Below are 15,204 nucleotides of genomic sequence, written 5' to 3' on the forward strand. Positions count from 1 at the left end.
GCTACCGGCGCACCAACACCGTTCCCGCGAACACATCATGGAGCCCGCGCTGGTCTGAATCCCAGATCAGCGCGGGAATCGTGAGCACGAGCAGGGCGGTGCGGATGATCGGGCGCCACCATCCCGCGTAGGTGCCGTCGACCTTCACCACGCGGAGGCCGAGGATGAGGTGGCCGAATCCGCCGCCCGTGAACACGATCAGCACGATCTGCTCGATCATGAAGATGATGGTCGAAGCCCAGGGATTCTGGAAGAAGAAAGCGGCGTACACCACGAAACAGGCTGCCCAGTCGATCAGGAGCGCGAAGATGCGCCGCCCCGGTCGGCCGACAGAGCCACGACCCTCATCAGGGAAACCCAGTCGCTCACCGGGCCACTTGCTCGGTGCAGCGCCAGACCAGCGGGACGGGGGCTTTACGTTCGACACGCGTGCGAGTCTAGGACACCTCTCTTTGACGAGCCTGCACGTAACATGCCCGAAACAATCGTGACACGGCGGAGTAATGGCTTCGCGATACCCTGACGGAAGTTGTGTTCACAACTGAGCACATCCAAGCCATTCAGTACCAAGCCATTTGGAGTCTCTCAAATGTTCAGTGATTCTTCCGAGGTGCTCAAGTTCATCAAGGACACCGACGTCAAGTTCCTTGATATCCGCTTCACCGACCTTCCCGGTGTGCAGCAGCACTTCAACATTCCCGCTTCGACAGTTGACGAGGACTTCTTCTCCGTCGGCCAGATGTTCGACGGCTCGTCGATCCGTGGGTTCGCGTCGATCCACGAATCCGACATGCAGCTCATCCCGGATGTCTCGACCGCCTACATCGATCCGTTCCGCGTCGAGCGCACCCTGATCGTGATCTTCGACATCTACAACCCGCGGAACGGTGAGATCTACTCCCGCGACCCGCGCCAGGTCGCCAAGAAGGCCGAGAAGTACCTCGCCTCGACCGGCATCGCCGACACCGCGTTCTTCGCCCCCGAGGCCGAGTTCTATATCTTCGACGACGTGCGCTACGAAGTGAAGCAGAACAAGAGCTTCTACTCCGTCGACTCCAGTGAAGGCGCCTGGAACTCGGGCCGCGAGGAAGAGGGCGGCAACCTCGCCAACAAGACCCCCTTCAAGGGCGGATACTTCCCTGTCAGCCCGGTCGACCAGCACGCTGATCTCCGCGACGACATCTCGCTGAAGCTGATCGACTCCGGCCTCATCCTCGAGCGTGCGCACCACGAAGTGGGCACCGCCGGCCAGGGCGAGATCAACTACCGTTTCGACACCATGGTGCACGCGGCCGACGACATCCTCAAGTTCAAGTACATCGTGAAGAACACGGCGGCCCAGTGGGGCAAGACGGCGACCTTCATGCCGAAGCCGCTCTTCGGCGACAACGGATCGGGCATGCACACCCACCAGTCGCTTTGGAACGACGGCACCCCGCTGTTCTACGACGAGGCCGGCTACGGCGGGCTCAGCGACATCGCCCGCTGGTACATCGGCGGGCTCCTGAAGCACGCTCCCGCTGTGCTCGCCTTCACCAACCCGACCGTCAACTCGTACCACCGCCTGGTTCCGGGCTTCGAAGCTCCGGTGAACCTGGTCTACTCGGCCGGCAACCGTTCGGCGTCGATCCGCATCCCGATCACCGGCACGAACCCGAAGGCGAAGCGCATCGAGTTCCGGGCTCCGGATGCCTCGGGCAACCCCTACCTCGCGTTCGCCGCGCAGCTCATGGCCGGCCTCGACGGCATCCAGAACCGCATCGAGCCGCACGAGCCGGTCGACAAGGACCTCTACGAGCTTCCGCCCGAAGAGGCCAAGAACATCCCCCAGGTTCCCGCGTCGCTCGGTGAGGCCCTGCTGGCTCTCGAAGCCGACAACGAGTTCCTGACCAAGGGCGGCGTCTTCACGCAGGACCTGATCGAGACCTGGATCGAGTACAAGCGGGAGAACGAGATCAAGCCGATCGCCCAGCGTCCGCACCCGTTCGAGTTCGAGCTCTACTACGGCGTGTAGTCACCCCTCTGCAGACCGAGCGGGGCCGCTCTTCCTTCGGGAAGGGGCGGCCCCGCTTCTGCGTGTCCGGGCTGCGAGTCCGGGCGACGAGCCTGCTCTAGCCGAGGACAGGCCGCTCGATCACCGGCAGCAGGAGCGCGCTCCGGCGAGAGACGAACTCCGACTCGGAGATCGAACCGTGACGGCGCATCCGGCCGAGTTCGCGGAGCCCCTGCTCCACCTCCCGCTCCGCTGCCGCCTCTGCCTCGCTCTTCACGAGTCTCTGGGCACGGCGGTGGGATTTCAGGAGTCTGGACGCTTTCACAGATGATTTGTTCGGAGCCGTGGAGACGACCGTTTGCTCCTCGCACCGAAGTTCGCTGGAATCACTGCAGGTTCTGTGCCAGCGTGACCCGCGACAGGAACTCGAGGTCGAGTGCGTCAGCACACCGCAGCCTACTGAACGCCGTAGAAGTCCCGCTCGAAGACCGCCCGGGAGCGGCGGGTCACGGCCAGATAGTCCTCCTCGAGCGCCGTCGCTGAGCCGGGCGGGTACTCCAGGAGCCGGGCGACACCCTCGAGCTGCCGGCGGTCGGAGGGAAGCACGTCGACCGTGCGGTTGATCCACAGCGTCATCGCCGAGCGGGCCCGTGAGGCGAAGATCCACGCCTCCCGGAGTCTTGCGGCATCCTCCTCGTTCACGTACCCGGCTCTGACCTCGGCATCGAGCGCATCGAGGGTCGACGTGGTCTGGAACTCCGGATGCTCGGCCCCGTGCTCGAGCTGGAGCAGCTGCACATACCATTCGACATCGCTCAGCGATCCCCGGCCGAGTTTCAGGTGGCGGGCGGGGTCCGCTCCCTGCGGCAGTCGTTCCTTCTCCACCCGCGCCTTGATGCGTTTGACCTCGCGCACCGCGTTCTCCTCGATGGCGCGCGGGTAGCGCACCTCGTCGGCGACCGCCTCGAAGGCGCGCATCAGGGACACGTCGCCCGCGACTCCCCTGGCGCGAAGCAGCGCCTGTGCCTCCCAGGTCAGGGACCAGCGCTTGTAGTAGGCGCGGTAGCTGTCGAGCGAGCGCACGACGATCCCGTTCTTGCCCTCGGGGCGGAGGTCGATGTCGAGTTCGAGCGGGAGACGGTGGTCCTCGGTGAGGCGCACCAGTTCGTTCACGATGAAGCGTGCGACCGACTGGGCTGTTTCGGCGTCGACGGAGACGGCGCGGTAGACGTACATCACGTCAGTGTCCGATCCGAAACCGATCTCGCGTCCGCCGTAGCGCCCCATGCCGATCACCGCGAACTCGATGCCGTCACCGCGTGCCAGGGCAGCGGAGCCTCGGATCGCGTTCAGCGTCCCCTGGAGGAACACGGTGGTGATGTCCGTCAAGCCTTTGGCGAGCTCCTCTACCGTCACCAGCCCGAGGATCGCTGCGCAGGCGAGCCGCAGCACCTCCCGCCGGCGGGCCGACCGGAGCGCCGCGGCAACGGCGTCGGGGGTGTCGTGGCGCGCGATGATCGCGTCGGTCTCGCCGGTGAGCACGTCGAACGGCCGGGGCCGGAGTTCGTGGTCGTTCTCCAGCCAGGCTGCGGCCTCGGGGATGCGTTCGAGCAGCTCGGCTGCGAACCGGGAGCCGGAGAGTACCTGCGTGAGGCGTGCTGCGGCGCCCGAGGAGTCCCGCAGCATCCGCAGGAACCAGTAGGTCTCACCCAGTGTGTCGCTCAGCCGCCGGAAGGCAAGCAGGCCGTAGTCGGGGTCTGCCCCGTTCGCGAACCACTGCAGCATCACGGGCAGCAGGTGGCGCTGGATGGCGGCGCGCCTCGACATGCCGGCTGTCATCGCCCGGATGTGCCCGAGCGCGCCCTTCGGGTCACGGAAGCCGATCGCGGCGAGGCGCGCGGTGGCCTGCTCGCTGGTGAGGCTGATCTCGTCGGGCCCGAGCGCTGCGACGGCGGCGAGCAACGGACGGTAGAACAGCCGCTCGTGGAGTGTGCGCACCCGCACCTTGATCGCGTTCCAGATCTCGAGCAGCGCCGGTGCGCTGGTCGCGAGCTCGGTCGCCCGCGCCAGAACCCGCTGGCCGAACTCGTCGCGCGGAACGAGATGCGTGCGACTCAGCCGCCGCAACTGCAGCCGGTGCTCCATCAGGCGGAGCACCCGGTAGTCGTGGGCGAACTCGTGCGCTTCGACCCGCCCGATGTACCCCTGGTCTGCCAGCGCGGGCAGAGCGGCGAGGGTACCGGCCTGGCGCACCAGCGGATCGTTCTGCCCGTGCACGAGTTGCAGCAGCTGCACGGTGAACTCGATGTCCCTCAGCCCCCCGGGGCCGAGCTTCAGCTGGTAGTCGACCTCGTCTGCCGGGATGTGGTCGGTGACCCGCTGCCGCATCTTCTGTACCGACTCGACGAACCCCTCCCGCGACGCGCTCGTCCAGACCTTGGGGGCGACCGCCTCGACGTACCGGGCACCGAGCGGGCGATCCCCCGCCAGCGGCCGGGCCTTCAGGAGTGCCTGGAACTCCCAGCTCTTCGCCCAGCGCTCGTAGTAGGCGAGGTGCGATTCGAGCGAGCGCACCAGAGCGCCGGCCTTGCCCTCCGGACGGAGGTTCGGGTCGACCTCCCAGAGCGGCGGCTCCATGGTGGTCTCCATGATGCCGTGCATGGTCATCATGGCCAGGGCGGTCGCGATGTCGATCGCCCTGCCGGTGCTGAGCCCCGCATCCTCGTCACCCTCGCCGACGAAGATCACGTCGACGTCGCTCACGTAGTTGAGTTCCTGGGCCCCCGACTTGCCCATGCCGATGATCGCCAGCTTCGTCAGAGCGACCTCGTCGTGCCCGAACACCCATCGGCTCCGGCCCCGGGTGGATGCCCGGCTGCGCGCACACGCCAGTGAGGCGTCGAGCGCGGCGGCCGCCAGATCGGCGAGGGTGTGGGCGATCGCGCCGACGCCCGCCACGGGGTCGGACTGCTCGAGGTCGTAGGCGGTGATCTGCGCAAGCACGCGGCGGTACCGGATGCGGAGGAGGGTCCAATCGCCGTCGCCCGAACTGCCGCCGCCCTGCACCGTAGCGAAGCCGTCGGCGGCAGCGACGGAGTTCAGGAGGTCTTCCTGGAGCTCGTCGGCCGTCGGCAGGCGCGAGATGCGTTCAGCCAGCGCTCCGAGTTCCTCGGGGTGCCGGAGGAAGAAGTCGCCGAACCCGGCTGACGCACCGACGATCCGCAGCAAGCGGGTGCGCGTCGGTTCCTCAGCGAGCAACGACACCACGGGCGTCGCAGTCAGGCGCAACAGCCTCACGAGGTAGGTCAGTGCCTGGTCGGGGTCGGCCGTCAGCCGGAGCGACGCGAGCAGATCATCGATGCCGACCGAGCCCAGTTCGCTCGCCAGTTCCAGATCCCGCGTCGCCGCCGAGAGTTCTGAGAAGCCGACCCTGGCCAGTTCGGTGAGGCTCAGCGGGCCCTGAATGCGTGCCATCGGGGCCTCGCTACAGCATCTCCAGGTTGCTCTGCAATTCGAACGGCGTGACCTGGTCGCGGTAGGCGGCCCATTCCTGGCGCTTGTTCAGAAGCACGTAGTTGAAGACGTGCTCGCCGAGGGTCTCCGCCACCAGCTCCGACTTCTCCATCTCGCCGATGGCCTGGTCGAGGCTCGCGGGCAGAGCGTTGTAGCCGAGCGCGCGGCGCTCCGTGTCGCTGAGGCTCCAGACGTTGTCCTCGGCCTCGGCGGGCAGCTCATAGCCCTCCTCGATGCCCTTGAGCCCGGCAGCGAGCAGCAGCGAGTATGCGAGGTACGGGTTCGCGGCGGAGTCGATCGCCCGGTACTCGACGCGGGACGACTGCCCCTTGTTCGGCTTGTAGAGCGGAACCCGCACCAGCGCAGAACGGTTGTTGTGGCCCCAGCAGACGAAGCTCGGCGCCTCGTCGCCGCCCCAGAGCCGCTTGTAGGAGTTCACGAACTGGTTCGTCACAGCCGTGATCTCGGGGGCATGCTTCAGCAGCCCTGCGATGAACTGGCGGCCGATCTTCGACAGCTGGTACTCGGCCCCGGCCTCGAAGAACGCGTTCGAGTCGCCCTCGAAGAGCGACATGTGCGTGTGCATGCCCGATCCAGGATGCCCGGAGAGCGGCTTCGGCATGAAGGTCGCATAGACGCCCTGCTCGATCGCCACCTCCTTCACGACGGTGCGGAAGGTCATGATGTTGTCGGCCGTCGTGAGAGCGTCGGCGTAGCGGAGGTCGATCTCGTTCTGGCCGGGGCCCGCCTCGTGGTGGCTGAACTCCACCGAGATGCCGAGGTCTTCGAGCATCCGCACCGACCGGCGACGGAAGTCGTGGGCCGTCCCACCCGGGACGTTGTCGAAGTACCCCGCCTTGTCGACGGGCTCGGGGCCGTCGGGGCCGTACTTCGACGACTTCAGCAGGTAGAACTCGATCTCGGGGTGCGTGTAGAACGAGAATCCTCGATCCCCGGCCTTCGCGAGGGTGCGCTTCAGCACATTGCGAGGATCTGCCACGGCGGGCTGCCCGTCGGGCGTCGTGATGTCGCAGAACATGCGCGCGGTCGGGTCGACCTCGCCTCGCCACGGCAGGATCTGGAAGGTGGTGGGATCGGGATGCGCGAGCACGTCCGCCTCGAACGAGCGGGTCAGGCCCTCGATGGCACTGCCGTCGAAACCGAGCCCCTCGGCAAAGGCCCCCTCGACCTCTGCGGGCGCGATGGCCACGGATTTGAGGGTGCCGACCACGTCGGTGAACCACAGCCGAACGAACTTGACACCGCGTTCTTCAATGGTACGAAGAACGAAGTCGCGCTGCTTATCCATCGACGGTTGTTACCTCTTTCCGGCACGTGGTTCTGCCGCTATTAGGCTAGTGGCTATGCCGAGACTTCGCTTAGCGCTGGCCCAAACCAACCCCATTGTCGGAGACCTCGAAGGCAACTCCGCCGAGATCGTCGCCGCCGTCCGCCGCGCCCGGGACGCGGGCGCCGACCTCGTCGCGTTCGGGGAGATGGCCCTCTCGGGCTACCCCATCGAAGACCTCGCCTCCCGGCCGTCGTTCCTGGCCGCCTGCCGCGCCCGCGTCGCCGCGCTGGCGACGGAGCTCGCCGAGTCCGGCCTCGGCGACATCGTGGTCGTGGTGGGGCACCCCGACGGGCCGTTCGAGCCCCGCGCCTTCACGACCACGAATGCGCCGACGGCGATCGCCCAGAACGTGGCCTCGATCATCCAGAACGGTGAGATCAAGGCCCGCTACGCCAAGCATCACCTGCCGAACTACTCGGTGTTCGATGAGTACCGGATCTTCATCGCCGGAGACGAACTCCTCGTGCTCCGGATGCGCGGAGTCGACGTCGCGCTCATCATCTGCGAAGACCTCTGGCGTGACGGCGGGCCGGTGAACCGCGTCGCCTCTGCCGACGCCGGGGTGCTGCTCGTCATCAACGCCTCACCCTATGAGCGCGACAAGAACGAGGTGCGACTGCCGCTCGTGGTGCGGCGTGCAAAGGAGAACGACACCATCGTCGCCTACGTGAACATCGTGGGCGGCCAGGACGACCTGCTCTTCGACGGCGACAGCGTGGTGGTCTCCCCCAGCGGTGAGATCCTGGCGCGCGCACCCCAGTTCCAGCCGCACCTGCTCGTGGTCGACATCGACCCCGAGGCGGCGACGCTGGATGATCTGCCCCCGGATGTCGCGCGCGTGACGCTCTCGCTGCCTGCCACCGGCTCCTCCTCGCCGCAGACCGCCCTCACCTCCGACATCGCCGTCGTGCCCGACGAACTCGAGCAGGTCTGGAACGCGCTCGTGCTGGGCCTCGGCGACTACGTGCGGAAAAACCGGTTCCGCTCGGTCGTCCTCGGGCTCTCCGGAGGCATCGACTCGGCCGTCTGCGCCGTGCTCGCCGCCGACGCCATCGGGGCCACCAACGTGTACGGCGTGTCGATGCCCAGTCGCTGGTCGAGCGATCACTCGCGCTCCGACGCCGACGATCTCGCAGAGCGGATCGGCGTGCACTACGAGACCCAGGCGATCGCCGATCTCGTGCAGCCCATCGAGACCCAGCTCGCGCTCGACGGTGTCGCGGCCGAGAACCTGCAGGCGCGCATCCGGGGCATCATCCTCATGGGGCTCTCGAACCAGCTGGGCCACCTCGTTCTCACGACGGGCAACAGGAGCGAGCTCGCGGTGGGCTATTCGACCATCTACGGCGACTCGGTCGGCGGTTTCGCGCCCCTGAAGGACGTTCCGAAGATGCTGGTCTGGGAGTTGGCTCGCTGGCGCAACTCCTTTGCAGCGCGGCGCGGCGAGACACCGCCGATACCCGAGAACTCGATCTCGAAGCCCCCGTCGGCCGAACTCCGGCCCGACCAGACCGACCAGGACTCGCTGCCCGAGTACGAGATCCTGGACGCCCTCCTGGAGGACTACATCAACGGCGGCTTCGGCCGTGACGAATTGGTCGCCCGCGGTTTCGAGGCGGAGACCGTCGATCGGATCATCGGTCTCGTCGACCACTCCGAGTGGAAGCGTCGCCAGAGCGCGATCGGCACGAAGATCTCCCGCACCGCCTTCGGGCGCGACCGTCGCCTACCGATCACCTATCGCCCGACCGCCGTCTCGTGAGACTGCCCTCGGTAGACTGAGGGCATGACGGAGCAGTCCCCCCGCAAGCGCGTACGCACCCGGCACTTCCAGAACGCGAAGGAGAACGGCGTCCCGATCGTGGGGCTCACCTCCTACGACCAGCTCTCAGCCGCGATCTTCGACGCCGCCGACATCGACTTCCTGCTGGTCGGCGACTCAGCGGGGAACAACGTCTTCGGCAACGAGACCACGCTCTCGGTGACGGTCGACCAGCTCATTCCCCTGACGCGGGCCGTCGCCGGCGCCTCCAAGCGCGCCCTGGTGATTGCAGACATGCCGTTCGGTTCCTATGAAGGCGGCCCCGACGATGCTCTGCACACCGCCGTGCGATTCATGAAGGAGTCGAATGCGCACGCTGTGAAGCTCGAGGGCGGCGTGCGGAGCGCAGCGCAGATCCGCCGCATCGTGGATGCCGGAATCCCCGTGATGGGACACATCGGCTTCACCCCGCAGAGTGAGCACGGCCTCGGCGGGCACATCATCCAGGGCCGGGGCGAGGGCGCCGAAGCGCTCGTCGCCGATGCCCACGCCGTGGAGGACGCGGGGGCCTTCTCCGTTGTGCTCGAGATGGTTCCGAGCGACATCGCCGGCCGCATCACGAAGGAACTCCGTATCCCGACCATCAGTGTCGGTGCGGGCCCGGACACCGACGGCCAACTGCTCGTCTGGACCGACTTCGCGGGCTTCTCCCAGGGCCGCACCCCCCGCTTCGTTAAGCAGTACGCGAACCTCACCCAGGTGCTGACGGAGGCCGTCACCGCGTTTCGCGCCGATGTCGCCTCCGGCGCCTACCCGGCCCCGGAGCACGAGTACGAGGGCTGACCGCACTCAGTGCAGGCGGCGAAGACGGAGTCAGTCGTTCGCGGCGTCCTCCTCGGCCCACTTGGCCGAATTCGCGCGGAGCGTCTCGAGGGCGTGCTCGGCCTCTTCCTTCGTCTCGAACGGGCCGACCCGGTCGGGAGCGGGTGAGACGTAACCGAACTCCACGTCACCGGTGTTGGTGTTGTACCAGTACTGCTTCGAGGGATCGCCTGACATGAGTGCTCCAAGGGGTCGTGAACTACGATAGATCCTATGCCCAAGGACTCCGCCGGCCACCTCACCCCGGGCCGGATCTCCCCTCTCCGCACCGTCCCCGCAGCCATAGGACGACCCGAGTATGTCGGTCGCCAGGAGCCTGACGAGGGCGGCGGCAGCGACGTCTACACGGGCGAACGTCTGCTGGGCATCCGGGAATCCTCGCGTATCGCCGCGAATGCTCTCGCACACGTCGGAGCCCATGTCGCGCCCGGCGTCACGACGGACGAGTTGGATGCCCTCGGCCACGCCTACCTCGTCGAGCACGGTGCCTATCCGTCCACGCTCGGTTACCGCGGTTACCCCAAGTCGCTCTGCACGAGCGTGAACGAGGTCGTCTGCCACGGCATTCCCGACAGCACCGTGCTGGAGGACGGCGACATCGTGAACATCGACATCACCGCCTACAGGAACGGCATGCACGGCGACACGAACGCCACCTTCTTCGCGGGGCAGCCCGCCGAAGACGTGCGCCAGCTCGTGGAGCGCACCCGCGAAGCCATGAACCGCGGAATCAAGGCCGTGGCACCCGGCCGGCAGGTGAACGTCATCGGCCGCGCCATCGAGTCCTACGCCAAGAGATTCGGCTACGGGGTCGTGCGCGACTACACGGGGCACGGCGTCGGCGAACAGTTCCACTCGGGGCTGATCATCCCGCACTACGATTCGGCACCCCGGTTCGACGACGAGATCCAGGTCGGCATGGTCTTCACCATCGAGCCGATGCTCACGCTCGGCTCCCAGGACAACGAGCTCTGGCCCGACGGCTGGACGGTCGCCACCCGCGACCACTCGTTCAGCGCGCAGTTCGAACACACACTTGTGGTGACCGAGCGCGGCGCCGAAGTCCTGACCATCGCCGACACGGCAGAATAGAACCGCCGGCCGCGTCTCACGGCCGAGACAGAGAACGAGGGAACACGATGACTGGCAGCACGGACTCTTCGATAGCCATCGGCATCGACATCGGCGGGACGGGCATCAAGGGTGCGATCGTCGACACCTCGTCCGGCGAGCTGCTGAGCGACCGCATCAAGCTCGACACCCCCGAGGGCGGCAAGCCGAAGGATGTCGTCGGCACCGTCGAGAAACTGCTCGCACAGCTGACGGATGCTCCCGACGACGCCCCCATCGGCATCGACTTCCCCGCGGTGGTGCAGAACGGCAAGACCATGTCGGCCGCGAACGTGTCGAAGAAGTGGATCGGGCTCGAGGCGGAGAAGCTCTTCGAAGACGCGCTGAAGCGGGACATCACGTTCGTGAACGACGCCGACGCCGCGGGCTACGCCGAGGTGCGCTACGGCGCAGCCAAGGGCAAGAACGGCCTGATCATCATGACGACGCTCGGCACCGGAATCGGCACGGCCATCATCTACAACGGTGTGCTCATTCCGAACGCTGAGCTCGGGCACATCCAGATCGACGGTGGCGACTACGAGCACAAGGCGTCCTTTGCAGCCAAGGAGCGCGACGACCTCAACTGGGTGCAGTGGGCAGCACGCCTGCAGACCTACTACGCGGAACTCGAGAAGCTGCTCTGGCCCGATCTGATCATCGTCGGCGGCGGTGTGTCGAAGAGCTACCAGGAGTTCCTGCCGAAGATCTCGATCAACACGCCGATGGTCCCCGCGACGCTCCGCAACAACGCGGGCATCCTCGGCGCGGCGAGCCTCGCCCTCGAGCCGAAGGTGCTGCCGAATGCGAACCAGCTCGTCGGCGAGCCGGGCGAAAGCGAAAGGGCCGACTAGTACGCCGGGTTCTGTCTTGGGCGTGCGTGCCGAAGCCCGCGCGCCCATGGACGGCCATCTATCTACGACGTACGTTGCCGCACGCCTCCAGCGGTCTACCCGAAGGCACGGCGAGCAGCCGTATCGCCTTCTGTCTGACCTTGCTCCGGGCGAGGTTTACCGAGCCTGCCATGTCACCATGGCCGCTGGTGGTCTCTTACACCACCGTTTCACCCTTACCCCGAACCCCGCAAGCGGCGCCCGTGGCGGTCTGTTCTCTGTGGCACTGTTCTCTCGGGTTGCCCCGGGTGGGTGTTACCCACCGCCCTGCTCTGCGGAGCCCGGACGTTCCTCGGCGGCTGCCCATCCGCAGAACGGATGATCGAGCCGACGCGACCGTCTTGTCGACCCTTTCGCGGGCCCCAGTCTACCGGGCCAGCGAACGGAGCAGTGTCAGAGGCCGGACTCCTCCGTGCGCACGAGGATGCAGCTGCTGTCGGGGTCGAGCACCACGTCATCCGGGGCTGCGAGGCGGATCCTGGCGAGGTCGCTCTCGTGCAGCTTCACATTGCTGCCCATCGAGACGCCGCGGGTGAGGAGGGCAGCGCCGATTCCGTAGCGCGCCCGCTGCCGGTCGTAGAGGGCCAGGAGTTCGTCGCCGATCGCCCCCGCGATGAGGTCGCGGTTCAGTTGCACGCCCTTCCGCTCCGAGTCGAGCGTCAGGAGGGAGCCGTCGCGATGCGTTCGGAGCTCATCCTGCTCGGCCGTCAGGGCACCCATCTCCTCCGTGACCACAGCGAGGCGAGCGTTGATCTCGTCGATCCGCTCCATCACGGCGAGCTCGATGTCCTCCAGGTCGCTCCGGCGCTTCAGCAGGGAGGCGATCTCGTGCTCGAGGCCCTGGATGTCTTTCGTGGAGGTGCTCGTCTGCAGGCGGGTGCGGTCGCGCTCCATGCGTGTGGTCACGACGGCGACGTCGGACTCGACCCGCGAGATCTCCAGTTCGGCGTCTTCGAGTTCACCGCGAACCGAGGAGAGCCGGTGCGACACGGTTCCGATCTGGTCTTTCAGTTCGGCGAGCCGCTTCAGCTCCGGGAGGGTCTTCGCCTGGTGCCCGAGCTGGCTGAGGCGCGTGTCGGCCGCCTGCAGGTCGAGCAGCGACCGTTGCTCTGAGACAGGTGCTTTCATGAGGGGATCCTTCGGTTCTGTATGGAGTTCTGTCTGGAGTTCTGTCTGGAATGTGCGGGCTGATGCGACCTGCGGATGCCGGGCAGGCCTACTGCGTCACGACGAAGTCCCACGGGTCTGTGCGGAGCTCGCTCACGGTGACGGTGACGCCCGGCAGGGCCGCGCGCAACTCGGCCGCGGCGACGTCGAGCCACAACCACTCGCTCGCCCAGTGTGACACGTCGATGAGCGCAGGGCCTGTTCCGAGGGCGGCCTGTTCCCGCGCCTCCGATGCCGGATGGTGCCGGAGATCCGAGGTGATGTAGACATCCGCCGTGCGAACGGCCGGTTCCCCGAGCAGCGAATCGCCTGCTCCCCCGCAGAGAGCGACGCGCGTCACCGGATGATCGTACGCTCCGGCGACGCGGATGCCTGTCGCCGTGGCGGGCAGCAGTTCCGCGAGCTTCAGCGCGAGGTGCCCGAGACTGGTGGGCCCGGCGAGGTCACCGACGCGGCCGATGCCCGTATCCGGCACGGCTGACGCACCGCTCGCCGGCACGATGGGCGCGGCACCCGTGAGCCCGAGCCTGTTGGCGATGACGTCGGAGACGCCGTTCTCGACGATGTCCGCGTTCGTGTGGGCGGCGACGAGTGCGCATCCGCCACGGATGAGTCGAGCCAGAAGCGATCCCTTGTACGTCGTCTCGGCGACCGATGTGACGCCTCGGAGCAGAAGCGGGTGGTGCACGAGCAGCAGGTCGGCGCCCAGCTCGAGCGCCTCGTCGACCGTCTCGGAGACGGCATCGACGGCGAGGTGGATGCTCGTCACCACGGCGTCCGGCGAGCCGGACAACAGGCCGGGCGCATCCCAGCTCTCGGCGTTCCCCAGCGGCCAGAGGCCTTCGATGACGTCGTTGGCCTGCCGGAGGGTGAAGCGGGGAGCTGAGGATTCCACGTCACCGATTCTAGGGCCGACCCCTGTTCTGTCGAATTCCTTTACCCTCAGGGATGGTTCGGTGCTGAAGAGCGGGGCTTATATTCGTCGAATATCAGGTGCAGACTGATGGTCAGCGGGCAGCGACCAGGAGTGCGATGGCGCCGGCAGCAGTGGCCCAGCTGACCAGGCTGCCGACCAGGAAGTACTCGGCCTTGGTTCCCGACAGACTGTCGCCGCCCCGGGCATCCTGGGCGATCTCCGGGAACCGCACGATGCCTTTCGCCGCGACCAGCGCAGCCGCGATGGGGGCAAGACCGGCCAGCACGATGGCAACGATGAGCAGTCGCTCGAGCGGCCCGATGAGGCGGCCACCCTTGAGGTCGGTGCGGGTGAGGTCGGTGCGGGTGAGATCCTCGTCGCGGGCAGAACTGTCCTGGGAAGCATCGTTGTGGGAAGAATCGTTGTGGGAAGAATCGTCGTGCAGGCCAGCATCGACATCGACCGGCATCGTCGCAGCCGACACCCGGCTCCGGGGGTGCAGGGCGATCCGCACCACGATGTTCGCACTCTCGGCGAGGAACAGCCCCACGCCGAAGAACAGCGCGATCTGGGGCAGCGGCGCGTCGCGGAGGGCGGCGGTTGCCGCATCCCGCTGTCCGTCGACCAGGTAGCCGGAGAGCGTGAGCCCCGTCCGGTCGGCCAGCAGCAGGATGACCACCAGCGCGATGAGCACGGCGACCGCCGCGCGACCGGCACGCCCCGTCGAATGTTCGTCCGAGGTCGTGAGCGCGAGCCATCCCCCCGCTGCCAGGAGGCAAAGCGCCACCCACCCGAGCGGCACGCCGAGCCCGGTGGTGACCAGCACGGCGAGCAGCACCCAGCTCGCGCCGATCGACGCCAGCAGCCCGGCGGAAATCCGGCCGACCCGTCGGCCCCGGAACAGGCTCCGCCACAGGTCGGCCGACCCGATTGCGGCGAGCAGCACGGCCGTCAGCATTCTCCACCCGCCTCTCGCAGCGCAACGATTCCTGCTTGGAGAGCCGTGACGCCAGCGCGCCTCAGAGACTGCGACACGGCCGACTGCGAGACACCCTCCTTCTCGGCCAGCACCGACTGGGAGTTGCCGAGCCACCTCCCGAGAGCGAGTCGCCTCTCGCGGGCGCTCATTCCGCCGACGATGTAGTCCCGCCCGAGCAGGTACGCATTGACGGCGGCGTCGGCGAACAGCGGCTCGCCCTTGCCCTGGTACCAGCTGCGGAGCGTCGGCACACGGGTGTCGGCCCGGAGATGCGCCTCGTCGATCGCGCTCCGCGCCGCCCACCAGGCCGAGCCGTCCTGGAGCACGCCGGTCATCCCCGTACCGACGGAGCGGATCTTGCCGCACCCGATGCCCACCCGAGCATCGAGCCCCTCCGGCATCGAGAGTCTCGCCAGCAGTGTCGCCTCGAGCGCATCGGCCAGCGTGGAGTAGACCGCCTGGAACTCGTCGCCGACGGTCGCGGCGAACGGCTCCAGATGATCCACCGCGTCATTCACGACAGCGAAGGCTCGTTCGAGCAGCTTCTGGGCGGCGGCCCGGTCGGCGATCTGCCGGGAGTCGACCAGATCCAGGATCACCGCCACCTTCGCATCGCTCATGAAATAAGCATAACACTG

The 15,204-nt window shown here is 67.1% G+C and carries 13 protein-coding genes, 1 other RNA gene and 1 pseudogene; 5 read left to right on the forward strand and 10 right to left on the reverse strand.

The window, feature by feature from the left end; genetic code table 11:
* Position 1: 1 nt before the first annotated feature.
* The gene (locus tag B7R21_RS10665; protein ID WP_116283238.1) at positions 2-427 is read right to left on the reverse strand and encodes an RDD family protein; all 426 of its coding nucleotides are present in this window, start codon (positions 425-427) and stop codon (positions 2-4) included.
* Positions 428-589: 162 nt separating this feature from the next.
* Here B7R21_RS10665 and glnA point away from each other — a divergent pair, with 162 nt between their 5' ends.
* Positions 590-2,014 (forward strand): type I glutamate--ammonia ligase, encoded by a 1,425-nt coding sequence (gene glnA, locus B7R21_RS10670; RefSeq protein ID WP_116283239.1) that lies wholly within the window; start codon positions 590-592, stop codon positions 2,012-2,014.
* 97 nt (positions 2,015-2,111) lie between these two features.
* Here the strand turns inward: glnA and B7R21_RS19730 are convergent, their stop codons facing one another.
* From B7R21_RS19730 to B7R21_RS10680, 3 genes are all read right to left on the reverse strand, one after another.
* Complete coding sequence (locus B7R21_RS19730) at positions 2,112-2,318, reverse strand: hypothetical protein (protein WP_147305869.1); 207 nt, start codon at positions 2,316-2,318, stop codon at positions 2,112-2,114.
* A 131-nt stretch (positions 2,319-2,449) separates the two neighbouring features.
* Positions 2,450-5,467 carry a bifunctional [glutamine synthetase] adenylyltransferase/[glutamine synthetase]-adenylyl-L-tyrosine phosphorylase gene (locus B7R21_RS10675; RefSeq protein ID WP_116283240.1) on the reverse strand — a complete coding sequence of 1,006 codons (3,018 nt, stop codon included), beginning with the start codon at positions 5,465-5,467 and terminating at the stop codon, positions 2,450-2,452.
* A 10-nt stretch (positions 5,468-5,477) separates the two neighbouring features.
* Positions 5,478-6,815, reverse strand: a complete 1,338-nt coding sequence (locus B7R21_RS10680) for a glutamine synthetase family protein (RefSeq protein WP_116283241.1) — start codon at positions 6,813-6,815, stop codon at positions 5,478-5,480.
* A 55-nt stretch (positions 6,816-6,870) separates the two neighbouring features.
* Between B7R21_RS10680 and B7R21_RS10685 the strand changes: the two genes are divergently transcribed.
* Positions 6,871-8,619: an NAD+ synthase gene (locus B7R21_RS10685; protein WP_116283242.1), complete on the forward strand. Its 1,749-nt coding sequence runs from the start codon at positions 6,871-6,873 to the stop codon at positions 8,617-8,619.
* A 24-nt stretch (positions 8,620-8,643) separates the two neighbouring features.
* Positions 8,644-9,462, forward strand: a complete 819-nt coding sequence (gene panB / locus B7R21_RS10690; protein ID WP_116283243.1) for a 3-methyl-2-oxobutanoate hydroxymethyltransferase — start codon at positions 8,644-8,646, stop codon at positions 9,460-9,462.
* A 30-nt stretch (positions 9,463-9,492) separates the two neighbouring features.
* Here panB and B7R21_RS10695 read toward each other — a convergent pair whose 3' ends face one another.
* Positions 9,493-9,678 carry an SPOR domain-containing protein gene (locus B7R21_RS10695; protein WP_116283244.1) on the reverse strand — a complete coding sequence of 62 codons (186 nt, stop codon included), beginning with the start codon at positions 9,676-9,678 and terminating at the stop codon, positions 9,493-9,495.
* A gap of 36 nt (positions 9,679-9,714) precedes the next feature.
* Here B7R21_RS10695 and map point away from each other — a divergent pair, with 36 nt between their 5' ends.
* Together map and ppgK are read left to right on the forward strand one after the other, a co-directional pair.
* Complete coding sequence (gene map, locus B7R21_RS10700) at positions 9,715-10,593, forward strand: type I methionyl aminopeptidase (protein ID WP_116283245.1); 879 nt, start codon at positions 9,715-9,717, stop codon at positions 10,591-10,593.
* 47 nt (positions 10,594-10,640) lie between these two features.
* A pseudogene (gene ppgK / locus B7R21_RS10705) lies at positions 10,641-11,393 on the forward strand (polyphosphate--glucose phosphotransferase); the annotation flags it as partial.
* A gap of 56 nt (positions 11,394-11,449) precedes the next feature.
* Here the strand turns inward: ppgK and rnpB are convergent.
* The 5 genes from rnpB to B7R21_RS10730 all read right to left on the reverse strand — a co-directional run bounded on the left by rnpB (position 11,450) and on the right by B7R21_RS10730 (position 15,186).
* Positions 11,450-11,856, reverse strand: an RNA gene (gene rnpB, locus B7R21_RS10710) — RNase P RNA component class A.
* A 41-nt stretch (positions 11,857-11,897) separates the two neighbouring features.
* Positions 11,898-12,632: a zinc ribbon domain-containing protein gene (locus B7R21_RS10715; RefSeq protein ID WP_116283246.1), complete on the reverse strand. Its 735-nt coding sequence runs from the start codon at positions 12,630-12,632 to the stop codon at positions 11,898-11,900.
* Between the two features lie 88 nt (positions 12,633-12,720).
* A complete protein-coding gene (locus B7R21_RS10720; protein ID WP_116283247.1) occupies positions 12,721-13,566 on the reverse strand; it encodes a Nif3-like dinuclear metal center hexameric protein in 846 nt (281 codons plus the stop codon).
* A 112-nt stretch (positions 13,567-13,678) separates the two neighbouring features.
* A complete protein-coding gene (locus B7R21_RS10725; RefSeq protein ID WP_116283248.1) occupies positions 13,679-14,545 on the reverse strand; it encodes a hypothetical protein in 867 nt (288 codons plus the stop codon).
* A complete protein-coding gene (locus B7R21_RS10730; protein WP_116283249.1) occupies positions 14,539-15,186 on the reverse strand; it encodes a SatD family protein in 648 nt (215 codons plus the stop codon). Before B7R21_RS10730 ends, B7R21_RS10725 begins: the two co-directional genes overlap by 7 nt.
* Positions 15,187-15,204: the final 18 nt, after the last annotated feature.

This window comes from Subtercola boreus, assembly GCF_003399625.1.
Lineage (GTDB): Bacteria > Actinomycetota > Actinomycetes > Actinomycetales > Microbacteriaceae > Subtercola > Subtercola boreus_C.